The following is a 17,785-nucleotide window of genomic DNA, read 5'->3' as shown; positions in this document are numbered from 1 at the left end:
GCGTGACGGGATATGATTGCCGTCATAGTCACACGCGACTGTAGATGTAACTCGGTGTCACGTCAATGATCGTGTTCGGAAAGGTGATGGATGGCGAATCGAAGCAGTGCTCGTGAGGACATGCTGCGCAGTGCGGCGCAGTTGTTTCGGCAGCGCGGAGTCGAAGCGACTTCGTTGGCCGACGTCATCGAGCACGCAGGTGCGCCGAGGGGCTCGATCTATCACCACTTTCCACGGGGCAAGCCTCAACTGGTCGAGGAGGCCACGCGAACGGCCGGCGCGGTGATGGGGGCCATGATCTCCGAGGGGTTGGCCCAGGTCGGGCCGGCGGCGACGGTGCGCGCGATCATCGAGGGCTTTCGCAGTGAACTGTCGAGCACCGATTTCGTGTCCGGTTGCCCCATTGCTCCTGCCGCACTCGAGGGGGCGAATGCCCCCGGTGCCGTCACCGCGGCCGGGGAGTCGTTCTCGTCGTGGGAAGACACGATCGCCGCATCGCTCTGGCAGCACGGGTTGACGAGAGAGCGCGCCCAGGCGCTCGCGACGTTCTCCATATCGGCGATCGAGGGTGCGCTGATCGTGGCGAAAGCGCAGCGATCGACCACCGCGCTGGATCGGACCGAGGGGGAGTTGTTGGCTCTGCTCGACGCGGTCCTGGACGCAGCGGCTGGGCAGAGTTCCCGATAGCACCTATTGCTATAACGCAGAGTTACAGTTACTTTCCCTTCAGGAACTATGTCGACCGTCATAGCCGGAGGGGATCTCATGCCGTCACTCACCACTTCTCGACACCGCGTAGAGGGTACGAAGCTTCGCGGCCGATATCTGGCTCTACTCGTGATCTGCGCAGCGGAGCTGCTCGTCGTTCTGGACAACACCGTCGTCAACGTCGCCCTGCCGTCGATGGGGCTACAGCTACGCGCCGACATCAGCGGCTTGCAGTGGGTGGTCGACGCCTACACGCTGACGTTCGCGGGATTGCTGCTCGCTTTCGGCCACCTCGGAGACCGATACGGGCGCAAGAAGGTGATGATCATCGGCCTGGCGGGCATTGCGCTGATGTCGGTGGGCGGCGCGGTCGCCGCCGACCTCGGGCAGGTCGTTGCCGCCCGCGCCGCGATGGGAGTCTGTGCGGCGGCGGTCTTTCCGGCCACGTTGGCTCTCATCATCAATATCTTCACCGACGCCAGAGAGCGAGCGCTGGCCATCGCAGCGTGGACGGCGATGGCAGGTTTCGCCATCGCCATCGGTCCGACAGCGGGCGGCTTTCTGCTCGAGCACTTCTCGTGGCATTCGGTGTTCTGGATCAATGTTCCGGTTGCCCTGCTCGTTCTGGTGGCCGCACTGGCCTGCGTTCCGGAGTCGAGAGCCGAACATGTGGGCAAGTACGACCCTGTCGGAATCGTGCTGTCGTTGACGGGCATCACGGTCGTGGTGTGGGCGATCATCGAAGCGCCGCACAACGGTTGGTTGTCACCGGCGAGCATCGGAGGCTACATCGCCGGATGCGTCGCGCTTGCTGCGTTCGTGTGGTGGGAGTTGCGAACACCGTCTCCGGTACTGGACCTGAATCTGTTCCGAATCAGACGATTCTCGCTGCCCGCCTTGGCCATTGCTGTGGGGTACTTCAGTATGTTCGGCTTCCTGTTCATGATCACCCAGTATTTTCAGGGTGTCATGGAACTGACGCCGTTGCAGTTCGGCGTTCATTCACTGCCGTTCGCGGTATCCATCGCGGTCGGGGCACCACTGGCTACACTGATCGCGCAGCGAATAGGAACGACAGCCGTCATCGTCTTCGGACTCGTCGTGATGAGCATCGGCATGTTCATTGCGGGCCAGGTCGAGGTCGAAACGCCGTACTTGGGACCGGTCGTCGTCTCGATGATCTTGATGGGCCTCGGGTTGGCGATCGTGCAAGGCCCGGCCACCGAATCCATCATGTCGTCGGTGACGCTCGACGAAGCAGGTGCGGGCTCGGCGGTGAACGACACCACCCGTGAGGTGGGTGGAACACTCGGCGTCGCGGTGCTGGGCTCGATCGTCGCGTCGATCTACACCACGAAAGTGGGCCCCCGAATCGACGTTATTCCCGACGCAATCATGGAGCCCTACCAGAAGGCCTTTGCCCGTGAGACCGTCGTCAGCGTCATCGAAATCGTCAAAGCGCCGACCAACCCGATCTTCGCGACGCAGAAGGCGGAGCTCGTGTATGCGATGAAAGCCGCGTCTCTGGAGGGATTTCAGCTCGCGTCGTTCGTCACCGTCGGGGCCGCCATGGCATGCGCGATCGCTGTGGCGCTCTTCCTGCCATGGCGGCGACCCGAAGGAGACGGGGTGCTGTTGGCGTGGCGGGCACCGAAGTCCGAAGACTCCGAGATCAGTTGAACGGGGTGCCCCCGGTGACCGCAATGGTCTCGCCTGTGATGTAGCTGGACTCGTTCGAGGCCAGGAAAACGTAGGCCGGAGCCAATTCCGCGGGCTGGCCCGGGCGGCCCAACGGAACCGTCTCGCCGAACTCGCCGTACTTCTCGGCAGGCATGGTCGCAGGAATCAGGGGAGTCCAAATAGGTCCGGGCGCAACGGCATTGACTCGAATGCCCTGGCCGGCGAGGTCGCCGGCCAGGCCCTTGGTGAAAGCGACGATGCCTGCCTTGGTGGTGGCGTAGTCCATCAACTCCGGTGACGGATTCGATGCCTGAATCGAGGTGGTGTTGATGATGGTGGAGCCCGCACCCATGACGGCGGCGGCGTGCTTCGAAATCCAGAACAAGGCATACAAGTTGGTCTTGAGCACACGGTCGAACTGGTCGGTGGTGATATCGGCGATGCCGCCCATCTGGGCCATCTGGAACGCGGCGTTGTTGACGACGATGTCGAGGCCTCCGAGAACCTCCACGGCAGTGTCGACCAACTTGGTGCACTGCGTTTCGTCGGTGAGGTCGCAGGCGATCGCTCGGCCCGACCGTCCAGCGGCCTCGATCAGGTCGACGGTCGCTTGGGCATCGGGGCCCTCGGATTCGAGATGAGCAATGACGACATCGGCACCTTCTCGTGCGAATGCCAGCGCCACCGCTCGTCCGATCCCGGAATCACCACCGGTGATCAACGCTTTTCGGCCGTGCAACCGATCCGAACCCCGGTACGACTTCTCGCCGTGATCCGGTGCGGTGACCATGTCGCGAGTCAGTCCCGGATGCTCGAGCTCGGGCTGGTCGTCCCGATCGGGCATGGAGAAAGCAGTGGTGGGGTCGCTCTTGGTGAACTGGTCGGACATTGTCGATCCTTGCCTGGTGTGAAGAGGACCCATTGCGGCAAAACCAAAGCCGCCCCAGTTCTCGAGACGATTCACGGTCGTTACCGACTGGAGTCGCTGTCCACACGAGGTTTGCCGGTTGTACCGGCACGCAAACCTTGCGAATCAGCGAGCGGAGGGATCTTCCCCGATGAAGCTCGCACCCACCGCATCGAGCACCCGGCGCGCCGGCCGGGTAGGAGCGAAGACCTCGACGCGTCCGTCGGAACGTTCGACAGCATCGACGATCACGCTCGCGGCACCCGAGTACATGAAGTCCACCGCCGACAAGTCCAGCAGCACAACTGCATTGCCCCGTAGGGCACCGTCGAGGGCGTTCACCAAATCTGCTCGTGCACTCATGTCCAGCTCGCCGACGGCGCGAACAACGGTCAGATCGGGGGAGTAGGACTCGATACCGATCGAGTGGCGTCGAGCGGGGGCGGTGGAGCGAACATCGGTGAAATCGGAAACAGTCACGGTGCGAACCTCTCAGTTCGGGTGGCCTATCGAACCGGCGTGCTCGGTGTGGAACCCGAGGGCTGCAGGTTCCGGTGCACGCTGTCCCGTAATCCTGACAGCGCAACATCACCGAACCGAGCCTGCAACATCACGGATTCGTCGCTACTTGGTAACGGCAAGGTAACGCAGTTCGATGCCCGGCATCAGGGCAGTGTGTGACCCGCTGCGCGGAACAGGCCGTACCATTCCGCCCTGGTCAGGCGGATTTCCGACCCCGTAGCGGCCTCTACTATCCGATCCGGCGTGGTGGTCCCCAGGACCACCTGAATGTCGGCCGGGTGGCGTGTTATCCACGCGACCGCTATCGCAGCCGGTGTCGTGTCGTATCGGCCGGCAATGTCGTCGAGCGCATCGTTGAGGGCCGGGTAGTTCGCGCGATCTCCGACGAACACACCCGACGAGGTCCCGCTCTGGAGTGGCGACCACGCTTGCACGGTGATGCCCCGTGCCCTCGCGTAGTCGAGCAACCCGTTGTCACGATCCACCGACTGGTCCAGCGCGCCGATGTTGGCGGTCAGGCCCGCAGCGATCAGCGGTGAATGGACGACGCTCAACTGCACTTGGTCGAACAGAAGTGGTTGTGTGACTGCTGTTTCGAGCAATTCGATCTGACCGGGAGTGTGATTGGAGACGCCGAAACCGAGCACTTTGCCCGACGTGTGCAGTGTGTCGAATGCCGCCGCGACCTCGTCGGGCTCGACCAGGCTGTCCGGTCGATGCAGCAGCAGGGTGTCGAGATGATCGACGCCGAGAGCCGAGAGCGAACCCTCGACGGTCGACACGATGTGGTCTTCCGAGAAGTCGAAATAGCCGTCGCGAATGCCGACCTTGCTCTGAATGCTGACGCGCTCACGCTGCGACGGAGTGAGTGTCACCGCTTGTCCGAAGCGCTCCTCGCACCCGTGGGGTCTGCCGCCGTAGATGTCGGCGTGATCGAAGACGGTCACACCCACGTCCAGGGCGGTGTCGACCAACCTGCGAATCCTGTCGTCGTCCAGGTCGAGGATGCGCATGAACCCGAGGACGATGCTCGACACGGTTGTGCCGGTCTGGGGGTGCGTAAAGGTGCGCAAGGTGAGTCTCCCTCTGTGCGGACGTGGTCGCAGTCGAGTGTGTCAAACCGCGGACCCAGTACGCCCGGGCCTCTGTTGCGCAAGGCGTTGACAATATTGCGCAACTTCTGCCATCGTTGTGCTCGGCATCACAAAGAACCCAGGAGGTGAAGCGTGGCACCCACGCTCACGCAGGTCGCACAACGAGCAGGTGTGTCGCTGTCGACGGCATCGCGCGCCTTCAGCAACCCGGATCGAATCGGGGCGGACACGTTGGCTCGGATCATCGCCGTCGCCGACCAGATCGGCTACGTCGCGGCCTCGGGTCGGTCCTCCGACACCAGGGTCGCGGCAACGACGGTCGCAGTCGTGGTACCCGACATCGGCCACACTGTCTTCGCGAGCTTCGTCAAGTCTGCGCAAGCCCAGGGCTGGCATCGCAGGCAGACCATCGTCCTCACCGACACCGACGGAAGCGCCGACCGTGAGCGTGAAGTGATCGGTGACCTGCAGGGCCGAGTCGACGCTCTGATCGTCTGTGCTCCACGACTACCGGCCGAGGACATCGTGCAGCTGGCGGGCGACACACCGCTGGTGCTCGTCAACCGATCATCGAGCGAATGTGATTGTGTCGTGGCCGATTCCGAGGACGGTATCCGGCAGGCCGTCGATTACCTGGCAGCTCTCGGTCACACGCATCTCGCGTACGTCCAGGGATCACCGCAATCGTGGTCCAACGAGCGACGCGTCGACGCCGTCGAACAGTTCTGTGCGGCACGAGGAATCGTGCTCGATGTACTGGGGTGGCAGCAGGAAACCTTGGCCGGCGGCCATGCTGCGGCTGCCAGCGTCGTCGCCACGGGTGCGACCGCCGTCATGACCCACAACGACCCCATGGCCATCGGCGTCATGAACGGGGTCCGGTCGATGGGCCTGGCAGTACCGGAAGACCTCAGCGTCATCGGCATCGACGATTCGCCCCTGGCCGAACTCGCGCATCCCGCCCTGACGAGTATCAGCGTTCCGATGGGCCGTGCAGGTCTGGTGTCCTCCGATCTGGTGTTCCAGCGGGCAGCCGAACCGGAGTCATCGCCCAGAACCATCCACCTCCCTACCCAACTCGTGGTCCGCGGCTCATCGGGGCCCGCTCGGATTCGCACTCTCGCACCAGGAAAGGACGACTCGAAATGAAGGTCGTCATCGCAGATTCCAACCTCCTACCGCATCGTGGCCGCTTCGAGAGCCGAGTCGCCTCCGATATCGAGCTGTCGTGGCACGAGAAGTTCGACGTCGATGCACTCGTCGCGGACATCGCCGATGCGACCGTGTATGTCGGCGGAAAGTTCCCGGCCGTTCTGGCGGAGGCGGCACCCGATCTGCAGCTGGTGCACGTTGCGGGGGCAGGCACGGACGGCGTTTCCTTCGACGACCTGAGCGCTCGGACATTGGTGGCCAACACTTTTCACCACGAACGCTCGATCGCCGAATACGTCGTAGCCACCGCCGTCGTGCTCCGGCGCGGGTTTCTCGGCCAGGACCGCCTCATGCGGGAGGATCGGTGGGCGTCACCGGTGTACGACCGCACGCTTCGGCAGTCGACTTCGCTGGGTTCGGCAACGGTGGGATTCGTGGGCTTCGGTCATATCGGTGCGCAGTCGTGGCAGTTGCTGCGGGCCTTCGGTTGCCGGGGCATCGCGGTCACAGGAAGCGGATCGGTGAACGCTGCCGAGAACGGATTGGCCTGGGCCGCATCGACCGATCGTCTGTCCGACCTGATGACCGAAGCAGATGTCGTCGTGGTGTCCGCACCACTGAACGAGCGCACCACCGGCATGATCGGCGATACCGAACTCGCAGCTCTCGGACCGGACGGCGTGCTGATCAACGTCGGGCGCGGCCCCCTCGTGCAGCAGGATGCACTGTTCGACGCGCTGTCCGCCGGATCGCTCGGCAGCGCCGCCATCGACGTCTGGTACGACTACCCGTCGGCCGACGGCATCGGTGCTCCCTCGCGGCATCCGTTCCACACGCTGCACAACGTCTTGATGACACCTCATTCCTCCGGCATCACACGCGAAACCTTCGAGGGTCGGGTCGACGACATCACCGCCAACATCGGTCGACTCGCCGCGCGTGAACCGCTGACCGATGTCGTTGCCGGAGAGAACTTCACGGAGAAGGCAGAGCACTCGTGACCGACAAGATCGTTGCTGCCGACGTCATCGTCTGCAGCCCTAATCGTAATTACGTCACGCTGAAAGTGACCACCGCAGACGGCGTCGTCGGCTACGGCGACGCGACCTTGAACGGCAGAGAACTCGCGGTGGCGTCGTACCTGCGAGATCATGTCGCGCCGCTTCTCATCGGCCGGGATCCCGCACGCATCGAGGACACCTGGCAGTACCTCTACCGTGGTGTCTACTGGCGCCGTGGGCCGGTGACGATGGCCGCGATCGGTGCCGTCGACCTCGCCTTGTGGGACATCAAGGGCAAATCCCTCGGGCAACCCGTCTACCAGCTGCTCGGTGGAGCCGTCCGCGACCGCATTCTCTCGTACACCCACGCCACCGGCTGGGACACGTCGGAATTGATCGATTCCGTCGATCGACGTCGAGCACAGGGTTTTCGCGCCGTGCGGGCCCAATCGGGTGTTCCCGGCCTGGAGTCCGTGTACGGAGTGCACCGAGGCGCGCAGGGATACGAACCCGCAGGGCGTGGTGCCGTTCCCGTCGAGGAGGTCTGGGATACCGATGCCTATCTCAATCACGTTCCCGGGGTGCTCGCAGAGGTGCGCGAACACGTGGGATCCGAGCTCAAGTTGCTGCACGACGCGCACCACCGACTGACACCGCAACAGGCTGCGCGACTGGGCAAGTCGCTCGAGGACGTCGATCTGTACTGGCTCGAGGACGTCACCACCGCCGAGGATCAGAGCGCCCTGCGGCTGGTGCGTCACCACACCACGACCCCGCTCGCGATCGGTGAAGTGTTCAACACCATCTGGGACTGCCAGCAATTGATCTCCGAGAAGCTGATCGATTTCATTCGGGTGGCCATCGCGCATGCCGGCGGTATCAGTCATGTCCGAAAGATCTTCTCGCTGGCCGAGGTACACCAGGTTCGCTGCGGACCGCACGGGCCCTCGGACGTCTCGCCGATCACCCTCGCGGCGAGCGTGCACCTCGGAATGGCCACCCCGAATTTCGGCATTCAGGAGTTCATGGGCTACGACCCACTGGTCGACGAGGTGTTCCCACACGCATGGTCGTTCGCCGACGGCTACCTGACCCCCGGTGACGCCCCCGGCCTGGGCGTCGACATGGACGAGTCGTTGGCGGCGCGGTACCCGTACGAGCCCGCGTATCTCCCCGTCGCTCGCCGCCTCGACGGCTCGATGACGGACTGGTGACGAGATGAGCGAATCCAGACTGTCTCGTTCGGCACTCGCTCGCTCGGGGGCCGTCCCAGCACGACCGGACGGCACCGGAATCGTCCATCTGGGGCTGGGCAACTTCCATCGCGCGCATCAGGCCGTGTACACCGCTGCGGCACTGGCACAGGACGGCGGCTCGTGGGGAATTCTGGGTGTAGCGAACAGATCTCGCACGATTGTCGATGCCATGCTCGCTCAGGAACTGCTCTACGGCGTCGTCGAGATCTCGCCGTCGGGTTCGAGGGTGAGCGTGCCCGGAGCGCACACGGGAGCCATGGTCGCCGCCGACGACCCCGCCGCCGTCGTACGGGCCATTGCGGACGAGGACGTCCGAATCGTGACGATCACCGTCACCGAGTTGGGCTACACGCTGTCGTCCCGGACGGGCTCCCTCGACCTCGAATCGACTGCAGTGCAACAGGACCTGCAGCGGCCGGAAACGCCGACGACCACGGTGGGGCAGCTCGCGAGGGCTCTGGCGATGCGGGCACGAACGCACGGGGCTCCCATCACCGTGGCCAGCTGTGACAACCTGCTGGGGAACGGTGATCGCACCGCTGCACTCGTGCGTCGGTTCTTGGACCGTTGCGGTGCGGACGACGTGCTCGAGTGGCTGGCGGCGGCGGTGACGTTCCCCAACTCCATGGTCGATCGCATCGTTCCGTCCAGCAGTGCGTTGTACGACGCCGAGTCCACCGCCGAGCTGGGCGCTGTGGACACCATTGCGGTGCCGGCGGAGCCGTTCACGATGTGGGTGATGGAGGACGAGTTCGCCGCAGGACGTCCCCGCTGGGAAGCCGGTGGTGCCGTGTTCACCGAGGACGTCGAACCGTACGAACTGATGAAGGTTCGACTGCTCAACGGAACCCACTCTCTCATTGCCTATCTCGGCGCACTCGACGGTCGCGCGACAATTCCGGACTCGATCGGTCGCCCGTTCGTGGAGGCCGCAGCTCGAGCGGTGTTGGTCGACGAATACCTCCCGACCGTGCCCGTTCCGGACGGGGTGGATATCGACGACTACATCGCCCAGCTGTTCGTGCGGTGGTCCAACTCCGCTCTGGGGCACAAGACCGCGCAGGTCGGTTCGGACGGCTCGGCGAAGCTCGCGCAGAGGATCCCGGACCCAGCGCTCCACCACCTACGAAACGGTGTTGTACCGCAACACCTTTCCTTGACCATCGCCGCCTATCTCTGCTGCGTGTGCCCGCCCGACGGTTTCGACCCGGGCCCGCATGCGCATGCGATGGCCGACCCTGCACGTGCGCGTCTGGCAGGACTTGCCGCTTCGGCAGCGTCCAGTGAGGATTTCGTCCGCTCGGTTCTCGAACGCGGCGACATACTCCCCATCGAGTTGGCGCAGTTTCCCGAATTCATCACACGCACAGCGGAATTGATGGATACTGTTGTTCGTCACGGTCCGATGGCCGCAGCCGTCGAAGCGGCGAGTTCTTCGCTCCGCCCCGTCGTCACGGCATCCCGGACCACACTCGACTGACCCATTCTCCTTCCTTCGTTCGGCCGAGGCCGAAACTCACCCGAGGACAACCATGGACACGACCACAGAACCGTCAGATTCTCCCAGAATCGCTCCGGCCCAACATGATCCTTCCGCCGTACGACGCGCAGCGTGGGCCGGCCTCATCGGAACCACACTCGAACAGTACGACTTCGTCATCTACGGCACGGCGTCCGCGCTGATCTTCAACAAGTTGTTCTTTCCCAACATCTCTCCGGCGGCCGGCATCATCGCCAGCTTCAGCGCGTACGCCGTCGGATTCCTCGCCCGGCCACTGGGTGGACTGTTCTTCTCACGCTACGGTGACCGGCTCGGTCGCAAGTGGGTTCTGGTCGCCACGCTGATGCTGATGGGCGGCGCGACCATGGCCATCGGTCTGCTGCCGACGTTCGAGCAGGTGGGACTACTGGCCCCGGTGTTGCTGGTCCTGTGCCGGTTCTTCCAGGGCTTCGGCGCTGGTGCCGAACAATCAGGTGGCGCAACGCTTCTGACGGAAACGGCCGCGATCGGAAAGCGTGGCAGATTGGCCGCTCTTGTCATGACCGGCGCGGCGCTCGGCACCGCTCTCGGAGCCATCGCCTGGATCCTCGCCCAGTTGCTTCCCGACGACCAGCTCATGTCCTGGGGCTGGCGGATGGTGTTTCTGAGCAGCATCCTGGTCACAGTGGCCGCGTTCATCATCAGGCGCAAGCTCAACGAGTCACCGGTGTTCCAGGAACTGAAGGCGGCACAGGAGCGACCCAAGGCGCCGGTGAAAGAGGTGTTCACCAACGGCAAGCGACCGCTGTTCATCGTCATGTTCATGACCGTCGGCATCAGCGCTCAGTCCTACACGTACCAGGTGTTCATGGCCTCCTACATGAAGAACGACATCGGCGTCGATCCCACGTTCATACCCAAGGTTCTGCTCATCGGCGCAATCTGCGGCGGCATCGCGGCCTGGGGCTTCGGATGGCTATCGGACAAGGTGGGTCGTAAGTCCGTGTACATCGGTATCGTCAGCCTGCTCGTCGTTCTTCCGGTTCCCACGTTCATGGCTCTCAGCACCGGTTCGCACGTACTGATCACCCTGGTGATGATCATCGGATTCATCCTGGCGTGCCAGGGGGCCGTCGGTGTCACGATGAGCTACTTCCCCGAGATCTTCGGGGCTCGATACCGGTACGCCGGAGTCACCCTCGGCCGCGAGTTCGCGTCCGTCTTCGGCGGCGGAATCGCTCCTCTGCTGTGCGCCGCACTGATCACCGCGTTCTCCGGATCCTGGGTCCCGGTCGCGGTCTACATGATGATCATGGCCGTCTCGGTGCTCGTCGCCGCAACCTTCGCACCGGAAACTCGGGATCGCGATCTGACCGATCCGGCCAACGCAACCGATCCGGTGCTCGACCGGGTCTGACCTGCCCACCTCGAACGGAACGGACGACACGATGACCACCGAACCGAATCCGGTGCCCGACAGAACGATTGCCTTGATCGCTTACGGCACCGATGACATCCGCGTCGAAACAGTGGCGGTGGCCGACCCCTCGCCGGACGAGGCGATCGTCGCAATTGCCTACGGCGGAATCTGCGGATCCGATCTGCACTACTGGAAGCACGGGGCGGCAGGACAATCGGTACTGAAAGCGCCGATGCGATTGGGACACGAGGCGTCGGGCACCGTGGTTCGGCGCGCAGGAGACGGCAGTGGCCCCGGTGAAGGCACCCCGGTCACCGTCCATCCGGCGACTCCCGCCGCCACCGGAGCGAAGTATCCGGTCGATCGTCCGAACCTGTCTCCCGGATGCCGCTACATGGGAAGCGCCGCGCAGGTACCGCACGACGACGGACTGTTCATCGGTCATGTTGCCGTCCCGACCCGAATGCTCAGAGTGTTGCCCGACGGTCTGGATCTGAGAATTGCTGCGTTGGCCGAGCCGGCGAGCGTCGCGTGGCATGCCGTCGAGCGCGCCGGGACGGTGTCCGGCAAGACGGTTCTCGTCGTCGGCACAGGTCCGATCGGTGCCCTCATCGTGGCGGTCGCTCGCCGAGCCGGAGCAGCTCGGATCGTCGCGGTCGACCTCGAGGACTACGCCCTGGAAGTGACGCGTCGACTCGGAGCGCATCGAACAGTCGACGCCCGAGACGGGACGGCAGTCGCGGCGGTCGAGGCCGATGTGACGTTCGAGTGCTCGGGGAACCACCATGGTCTGGCGTCGGCAATTAACGGCACGGCTCGCGGCGGTCGTGTGGTCATGGTCGGGCTACCTGCGGCGGGGCCTCAGCCGGTGCCGCTGTCATTGGCCATCACCCGGGAGATCGACCTGATCGGCTCGTTCCGGTTCAACACCGAGATGGACGACGTGATCCAAGCTCTGGCCGACGGTTCACTCGATGTGGCACCCGTCATCACCGCGGAGTATCCGGTGGCAGACGCCCTCGACGCGTTCGCGCTCGCCGCCGATGCATCCCGATCGAGCAAAGTCCTGTTGACGTTCTGACGGGCTACTACTCGAATTCGGTTCGTATCGACTGTGTCGTGAGCTGCAGCATCAGCACGAAGCCGGTCAGCGTCACCACGATCGGGGCCCACAGCACCACCGCCACGAAGGTGTCCACATCCCGTTCCAGCACTATGTACACCGCGACGATCGACGTTCCCAACAGGCACAGGGCGATGTGAGCAGCGAGTCGCCATTTGTCGAAGAAGAACCCGGCCAACATTCCCATCGGGATGAGGAAGGTGCATTTGCCGAGGGTGACTTCCGGCGCGAAATTCGCGGTGATGGTGGCTCCGAAGATCGACAGATCGGCGATGACGACGAAGGCGAAGGCTTGCCCGAGCGTCGGCCACGGTCCGAACCACCAGAACGCGCCCATGACGTACGCGGCGATCATGCACGTCCATTGCACGATCGCGGGGATGGGGGTGGTCGCGCCGTACCCGAACGCCAGCTCGAGGGTGACCACGACGGCCATGGCCAGGGCGGCGGCGGACACGATCCGCTTGACGAGCGTCGTGACAGCGAGCGACGTCATCACGCCCATGCCCCATTGGTAATGCTCGTTGGACCTCGTCAGTGCGCGAGTCACAGTGCCCCCTCGTTCCAATCGGGAGTCGATTGAAACACAGTCGCACCGCTCGACGTTCGGCTTTCACCGTGTTCTGGCCGACGGTGCGGCACGATCAGCTGGTCAATTGGTGTAACAGCTCCGGCAGTGTCTCGCTGATGTCGTGCCGGCTGGCCACCCGATAGCGGGCGGCCTCACCGAGCAGCCGCCGTCGATCGGCGTCGTCGACCACCGCCGAGACGGCGGCAGCGAGAGCATCGGAGTTGCCGGGCTCGACCAGAATTCCAGCACCGTCGGCGAGGAATTCGTGCGTGCCACCGTGGTCGGTTCCGATCACCGGCAATCCGTGCGACATCGCTTCCAAGACCGACAACGGACCTGCCTCGGGAGAAGTACTGGCCGACACGACGACATCCCACCTGCGAAGAGCGGACTCGGCATCGGTGTGTCCGAGGAACTCGACACGTCCGGCAAGATCCGGTTCCGCGGCGCGCGCGCGGAGTTCGTCGACGTATTCGCGATCACCGGGGAAGCTTCCCCCGGCCAATTCGACTCGGACGTCAGGGAGCATGGCGACGGCGTCGAGCAGCACGCGGTGCCCCTTCCACGGCGTCAACAACGCCAGCATCCCGACGACCGGCGGAGAGTGCAGCGCACCGCCGAACCGCGGAACCGGCCACGGCACGCCGTTGTGTGACACCACCACGGGGAGGCCGGCCTTTCGGAGCGGTTCTGCGGTGGCCTCGGACACCGATACCGCAACGCGAACGGCCGGCCGGGCGAACCGGACCACCACACGCTGCTTGAGAGAGGTCATCGTGTCGTGGACGAGCCACGACGCCCCGCGAGCGGGCCGCGCAAACCGCGCCACCGGAAGCGCGAACAGCGAGTTGACGACCGTGGCGGTGCCCGGTGCGCGGGCGATCGTGCGCACGGCGCGCGCCGCCCCGACCCATCGTGCGACCATCTTGATCGCCGCGATACCGCGCGCGGCACCACGTTGCCCACCCAGTCCGAGCTCGTCGATGCGGACGTGCCGCGTCGTGTCGGGTAGACGGTCTGCCAATGGGCCTGCGGGGCAGGCGATCACGGTGGCATGGCCGCGGCGCGTGGCCTCGTCGATCAAATCCAGCAGCACCTTCTCGGCACCGGACACCTGGCCGGTGTGCGCGAGGAAGAGAACTGTCGATTCGTCGGTCATGTATCGGCCCGTCTGTGCGGCGAAGGTGGTTCTGGCGGATCAGTACGCATCGCGGAGCAGTGCCACTGGGTCTTCACACATTCTGCGTAGCGCTGCATCCATGACGGCCACATCGACCATCTTGCTGCAGAACGAGGCCGTATAGGTTCGGCCACCGGCGATTTCGGCGATGAGCATCGTGCAGCCGTCCGGACCGTCCGGTTCGAGCGACGCGGCCATCTGCGGGGGCCTGCCGTCGTCGGCCCAGTCGAGGTGGTCGAACACCCGCACTTTCCCGAGGTCGCTCACGGCCAGCCGCAAGGTCGCGGGTACCTCGACGACCGAATTCTTTTCCTGCGACGGTGCAGACGGCCGAATGCGTGACGCCACATCGCGAAGATGTGACATGCCCAGTACCGCGATGGGCCAGCCGGATTCGATCACCTCACGCATCGATGCGGTGATTCGGACGGGTGTCGTGTCGGCAGGAAGATGCAGTGGGATGCCGACGGCAAAGTTCCCGTGCGCGCCCTGCTGGGCCGGATCGAGATAGCGGCGGCTGTTGAACAACACCATGATGTGCTCGTCGATGTCGACGAATTCCGCTCGTAGCGCCGCGCTCCACAGGGCAATCGAGATCGACGCAGCGGTCGCTCCGGGCAGGTTCTCCGCAGTCCAGTTCTTCAGCTCGTCCACGTCGGCTTTGCTCATGTACCCGGCCCGGCTGACCTTTCCGGCTTCCCAGTTCTCGATCCGACGACGGGGACCGGACCCGCCGTCCGATGCGCGCCGGTGTCGAGCACGCAGGGACCAGAAGTCCGCCAGCGTCTTCGGATGTCGAGAGTAGTGCCGCCACAAAGCTTTCCAGGTCGTACTCGGTGGCAAGCCTGCGGCGAGGCCGGGAACCAGTGATCCGTCGGCATCGTCGCAGAATGCCGCCAACATCAGGACGCCGATCTGGCCGTCCCCGATTCCGTGCGAATAGTCGATGGCGAGGTGATCGTCGAACACGACCACCTCGAGTGGACCGCGAGCACCTTGTCGCGACCGAATGTCGGTGAGCATCTGCCCCAGGTCTTCGGTGCCGCCACTGCTCGTGGTGACATTGTCGCCGGCGATGTTGCTGCGGTAGCGCCACCGTCGAGCATCGGAGCGTGGTTCCAGCGCGATGTGCGGCTCCGCGTCGACGTGTTCGGCGGCGGTGAGCGTTCGACGCGTCCGCTCGATGTCGAGACCGCGGACGGGCCCGACCGCGGTGACTATCCGGGTGTCAGCGAAGACGCGATCCAGTGCAGTCGAGCGATAACTACGCTCAGCGGACGGCATCGACGACCTCCTGCATTCGACTGCGGAAGTTGGCCCGTGAGAAGCCTTCCGCCCATCTACGAATGGCGGCGCGATCGTAGTCGGCTGGGTCGAACGAGCGCATGGCCTCGGCGAACCCGGCGATGACGGCCTCGTCGGAGCCCGGCTGTACGTGCAAGCCGGTCTCACCGGGAATCACCGAGTCCATTGCACCGCCGTCTCCCAGTGCGATGACCGGTGTTCCGGTGGCCATGGACTCGACCGGGACTATGCCGAAATCCTCCACTCCGGGCATGAGCAGGGCGCGCGTCGTGCGGTGCAGTTCGAGAAGCTTCTCGTGCGAAACCCGCCCCAGGAAGGTCGTTTTGGGTCCGGCCAGTTCCCGGCAGGCGTTCATCGCACGGCCGTCTCCCGCCACCACGAGGGGAACGTCGGCCTCGGCGGCGGCGCGCACCGCGATGTCAGGACGCTTGTAGGGGACCAGGCGGCCGGCAAGCAGGAAGAAGTCCTCACGCTCGATCGACGGATCCGGCGTGAAACCCTCGGTGTCGACCGGAGGGTGGACCACCACGGCGTCGTCTCGGCCCCACCAGTCATCGATGCGGCGAGCGACCGCCGTCGAATTGGCCACCACGGTCGTCAGTTTCGGTGCGGCGGCGATCTCGCATCGACGGGCAACGGCCGACAGCGCCGTCAGTATCGCAGCTCCGGCTCTGCCGCCGCCTTCACCTGCGCGAAGTTCGGGGTCCCAGGCCCACCGTGCGGGACTGTGCACGTAGGCGATCACCGGGGAGTCGGTGGCGAACACGGCCTGAGTCGCAAAGGCATGATGGCTCACCACGACGGCGTCGAAACCGCGCAGCGGCATCCGACGAAAGGCCAACGGCATCATCGGAAGAACGGGTGCGTACGACCGTTGGCCCAATGCGTTGTACACCCGATTGAGGGCGGACGTATGCGGCGCGCGGCTGATTCCGGACGGAACCCCGGACGGGCGGGAGATCGGTGCGAACACTTCGGCAGCGGGCCAGTGCAAGGCCAGCTGTTCGATGACGTGCTCGGATCCTGCGATCTCCGTGAATCTTTCGTGTACGACGGCAATTCTGTCAGCTGGCATGGCGTTGGCCTTCCGGCGCGATCGTCTGCGCGGTCTGTTCTGCTCGTCGGGTCGAGTTCTTGTTCTGCAATACCAGGTGTACGGGAATGTCGAAGTCGTCGAGCCGTCGCAGCGCCGCAGTTGCTGCCTTCTTGTCCCGTCCACGCTTCGACACCAGCACGACGACGGTCTCGACGTCACCGACGTCGGTGTACTGCCACCACTGCTCCGACAGGCCGAATTCGGCGGTGGCTCGATGGTGGCCGGTGGTCGGTCCGTCGCCGTGCGTCGACTCGAAGACTGCACCTTCGCCGACCAAGACGAGAATCACGCTGTCGCCCTTCGGGGCTGCGTGTCGCGCACTTCTCGATGCCGGTCGGTCGCCACGCTCGAGGGCAGCGATCCGGGAAGCCACGACGGGCGGTACCGTGTCGCCGGTTGCCGGGTCGAAGTGTGCACCGTATTTCCGGGACACCCGACGAGCCCAGGAGCGAGAGGGCTTGCGGCCGAGCCTTCCTCGAAGCATCACGATCAGTTCGGCCGCGACGATGAGTGCAGCCAGAGCTGCGACGAGTGCCTCCGAGACCGGTTTCGGTGAGACCGGAGTTGTGCTCTGCTCTGGTTTCGACAACACGACCAGTCGATCTCCGCTGGCAGCTGCTTCGAGTTCGCTCTGCTGGGTGCGTAGTTGGGCCAGTTCGGACAGTGCCGCAGGCCGACTCGGATCGTCGGCAGGCAGGGCGTCCACCCGAGCCTGTTGCGCGTCGACGGTGGACTGTCCCTCGGCCGTTCGTTCCTGCGAGTCGCGGATCGCGTTGGCGGAGGACGTACTTGCCATCGTCGACACCATCGCCTCGGCCAGTTCCGCGGCGAGTTCGGGAGATCGGGTCGTCACGGTCACTGTCAGCAGCGCGGGTGAGGTGCCAGGAGACAGTTCGACGCTCGAGGCCAGTTGCGACGCGTCCATATCGGCGTCGACCTGTTCCAGGACCTGATCGAGAACGCCGCGATCGGTGGCCAATTCGATGAACGGTGCGCGCATCTGCTCGATGAACGCGTCACCGGGAACGAGCGTTTGGGCAGGTTCGATCTCCGCGACGATCGACGCGGCGTACTGCTTGTCGGTGAGTTCGCTCCTGAGGTAGAACATGCCTGCACCGACCAACACGGCAATGATCACGGCGGGCAGCAATGCCCGGCCGAGTTCACGCATGTGTCCTGCGAGGTCGATCGGTGTGGGCACGTCGCCCCGGTGTACGGCATCGTGGACGGACATCAACCGCGTACCCTTCCGTCGTCGATGCGAGCGGATGGACCGCTTCGGTGGTTCGT

Annotated in this window: 16 protein-coding genes; 8 read left to right on the top strand and 8 right to left on the bottom strand. The window is 64.5% G+C overall.

The features are described 5' to 3' along the window. Positions 1–90 precede the first annotated feature (90 nt). The gene (locus CH262_RS16875) at positions 91–687 is read left to right on the top strand and encodes a TetR/AcrR family transcriptional regulator (protein WP_256988838.1); all 597 of its coding nucleotides are present in this window, start codon (positions 91–93) and stop codon (positions 685–687) included. A 78-nt stretch (positions 688–765) separates the two neighbouring features. Continuing rightward, a complete protein-coding gene (locus CH262_RS16870; RefSeq protein WP_094717978.1) occupies positions 766–2,388 on the top strand; it encodes an MFS transporter in 1,623 nt (540 codons plus the stop codon). On the opposite strand, the gene CH262_RS16865 is transcribed toward CH262_RS16870, so the two are convergent. The 3 genes from CH262_RS16865 to CH262_RS16855 all read right to left on the bottom strand — a co-directional run bounded on the left by CH262_RS16865 (position 2,381) and on the right by CH262_RS16855 (position 4,890). Next, on the bottom strand, positions 2,381–3,277 hold the full coding sequence (locus tag CH262_RS16865) for an SDR family oxidoreductase (RefSeq protein WP_032368240.1): 897 nt from the start codon (positions 3,275–3,277) through the stop codon (positions 2,381–2,383). The genes CH262_RS16870 and CH262_RS16865 overlap by 8 nt on opposite strands. Positions 3,278–3,421: 144 nt before the next feature. Further along, positions 3,422–3,775, bottom strand: coding sequence for an STAS domain-containing protein (locus CH262_RS16860; RefSeq protein WP_027497637.1), 354 nt, complete (start codon positions 3,773–3,775; stop codon positions 3,422–3,424). Positions 3,776–3,960: 185 nt separating this feature from the next. Beyond that, complete coding sequence (locus tag CH262_RS16855; RefSeq protein ID WP_094717977.1) at positions 3,961–4,890, bottom strand: aldo/keto reductase; 930 nt, start codon at positions 4,888–4,890, stop codon at positions 3,961–3,963. Between the two features lie 153 nt (positions 4,891–5,043). Here CH262_RS16855 and CH262_RS16850 point away from each other — a divergent pair, with 153 nt between their 5' ends. From CH262_RS16850 to CH262_RS16825, 6 genes are read left to right on the top strand one after another with little or no spacing between them, the layout of a single operon-like run. Further along, on the top strand, positions 5,044–6,060 hold the full coding sequence (locus CH262_RS16850) for a LacI family DNA-binding transcriptional regulator (protein WP_094717976.1): 1,017 nt from the start codon (positions 5,044–5,046) through the stop codon (positions 6,058–6,060). Continuing rightward, a complete protein-coding gene (locus CH262_RS16845) occupies positions 6,057–7,064 on the top strand; it encodes a 2-hydroxyacid dehydrogenase (RefSeq protein ID WP_094717975.1) in 1,008 nt (335 codons plus the stop codon). Before CH262_RS16850 ends, CH262_RS16845 begins: the two co-directional genes overlap by 4 nt. Next, on the top strand, positions 7,061–8,278 hold the full coding sequence (gene manD, locus CH262_RS16840; RefSeq protein ID WP_094717974.1) for a D-mannonate dehydratase ManD: 1,218 nt from the start codon (positions 7,061–7,063) through the stop codon (positions 8,276–8,278). Before CH262_RS16845 ends, manD begins: the two co-directional genes overlap by 4 nt. Positions 8,279–8,282: 4 nt before the next feature. After that, the gene (locus tag CH262_RS16835; RefSeq protein ID WP_094717973.1) at positions 8,283–9,800 is read left to right on the top strand and encodes a mannitol dehydrogenase family protein; all 1,518 of its coding nucleotides are present in this window, start codon (positions 8,283–8,285) and stop codon (positions 9,798–9,800) included. Positions 9,801–9,852: 52 nt separating this feature from the next. Then, positions 9,853–11,217 (top strand): MFS transporter, encoded by a 1,365-nt coding sequence (locus CH262_RS16830; protein ID WP_094717972.1) that lies wholly within the window; start codon positions 9,853–9,855, stop codon positions 11,215–11,217. Between the two features lie 31 nt (positions 11,218–11,248). Beyond that, complete coding sequence (locus CH262_RS16825; protein ID WP_094717971.1) at positions 11,249–12,301, top strand: zinc-binding dehydrogenase; 1,053 nt, start codon at positions 11,249–11,251, stop codon at positions 12,299–12,301. Positions 12,302–12,308: 7 nt separating this feature from the next. Here CH262_RS16825 and CH262_RS16820 read toward each other — a convergent pair whose 3' ends face one another. The 5 genes from CH262_RS16820 to CH262_RS16800 form a co-directional block, all read right to left on the bottom strand. Then, positions 12,309–12,893: a hypothetical protein gene (locus tag CH262_RS16820; RefSeq protein ID WP_027497630.1), complete on the bottom strand. Its 585-nt coding sequence runs from the start codon at positions 12,891–12,893 to the stop codon at positions 12,309–12,311. Positions 12,894–12,987: 94 nt separating this feature from the next. After that, positions 12,988–14,073 carry a glycosyltransferase family 4 protein gene (locus tag CH262_RS16815; RefSeq protein ID WP_032370190.1) on the bottom strand — a complete coding sequence of 362 codons (1,086 nt, stop codon included), beginning with the start codon at positions 14,071–14,073 and terminating at the stop codon, positions 12,988–12,990. A gap of 39 nt (positions 14,074–14,112) precedes the next feature. Next, on the bottom strand, positions 14,113–15,378 hold the full coding sequence (locus tag CH262_RS16810) for a hypothetical protein (RefSeq protein WP_256988836.1): 1,266 nt from the start codon (positions 15,376–15,378) through the stop codon (positions 14,113–14,115). Continuing rightward, positions 15,365–16,474 (bottom strand): glycosyltransferase, encoded by a 1,110-nt coding sequence (locus CH262_RS16805; protein ID WP_032370191.1) that lies wholly within the window; start codon positions 16,472–16,474, stop codon positions 15,365–15,367. Before CH262_RS16805 ends, CH262_RS16810 begins: the two co-directional genes overlap by 14 nt. Next, complete coding sequence (locus CH262_RS16800; RefSeq protein WP_094718026.1) at positions 16,464–17,696, bottom strand: hypothetical protein; 1,233 nt, start codon at positions 17,694–17,696, stop codon at positions 16,464–16,466. The genes CH262_RS16805 and CH262_RS16800 overlap by 11 nt, the downstream gene beginning before the upstream one ends. Positions 17,697–17,785 lie beyond the last annotated feature (89 nt).

Origin of the sequence: Rhodococcus sp. 05-2255-1e, assembly GCF_002259025.1 — a bacterium.
In the GTDB taxonomy this organism is placed as follows: Bacteria; Actinomycetota; Actinomycetes; order Mycobacteriales; family Mycobacteriaceae; genus Rhodococcoides; species Rhodococcoides fascians.
The sequence above is the reverse complement of the archived record's forward strand: the minus strand, read 5'-3'. Positions and strand labels throughout refer to the sequence as shown.

Coding starts and splice junctions, on each gene's coding strand:
- CH262_RS16875 (WP_256988838.1), top strand. CDS start 91: ATGGCGAATCGAAGCAGTGCTCGTGAGGACATGCTGCGCAGTGCGGCG.
- CH262_RS16870 (WP_094717978.1), top strand. CDS start 766: ATGCCGTCACTCACCACTTCTCGACACCGCGTAGAGGGTACGAAGCTT.
- CH262_RS16865 (WP_032368240.1), bottom strand. CDS start 3,277: ATGTCCGACCAGTTCACCAAGAGCGACCCCACCACTGCTTTCTCCATG.
- CH262_RS16845 (WP_094717975.1), top strand. CDS start 6,057: ATGAAGGTCGTCATCGCAGATTCCAACCTCCTACCGCATCGTGGCCGC.
- CH262_RS16835 (WP_094717973.1), top strand. CDS start 8,283: ATGAGCGAATCCAGACTGTCTCGTTCGGCACTCGCTCGCTCGGGGGCC.
- CH262_RS16830 (WP_094717972.1), top strand. CDS start 9,853: ATGGACACGACCACAGAACCGTCAGATTCTCCCAGAATCGCTCCGGCC.
- CH262_RS16825 (WP_094717971.1), top strand. CDS start 11,249: ATGACCACCGAACCGAATCCGGTGCCCGACAGAACGATTGCCTTGATC.
- CH262_RS16815 (WP_032370190.1), bottom strand. CDS start 14,073: ATGACCGACGAATCGACAGTTCTCTTCCTCGCGCACACCGGCCAGGTG.
- CH262_RS16810 (WP_256988836.1), bottom strand. CDS start 15,378: ATGCCGTCCGCTGAGCGTAGTTATCGCTCGACTGCACTGGATCGCGTC.
- CH262_RS16805 (WP_032370191.1), bottom strand. CDS start 16,474: ATGCCAGCTGACAGAATTGCCGTCGTACACGAAAGATTCACGGAGATC.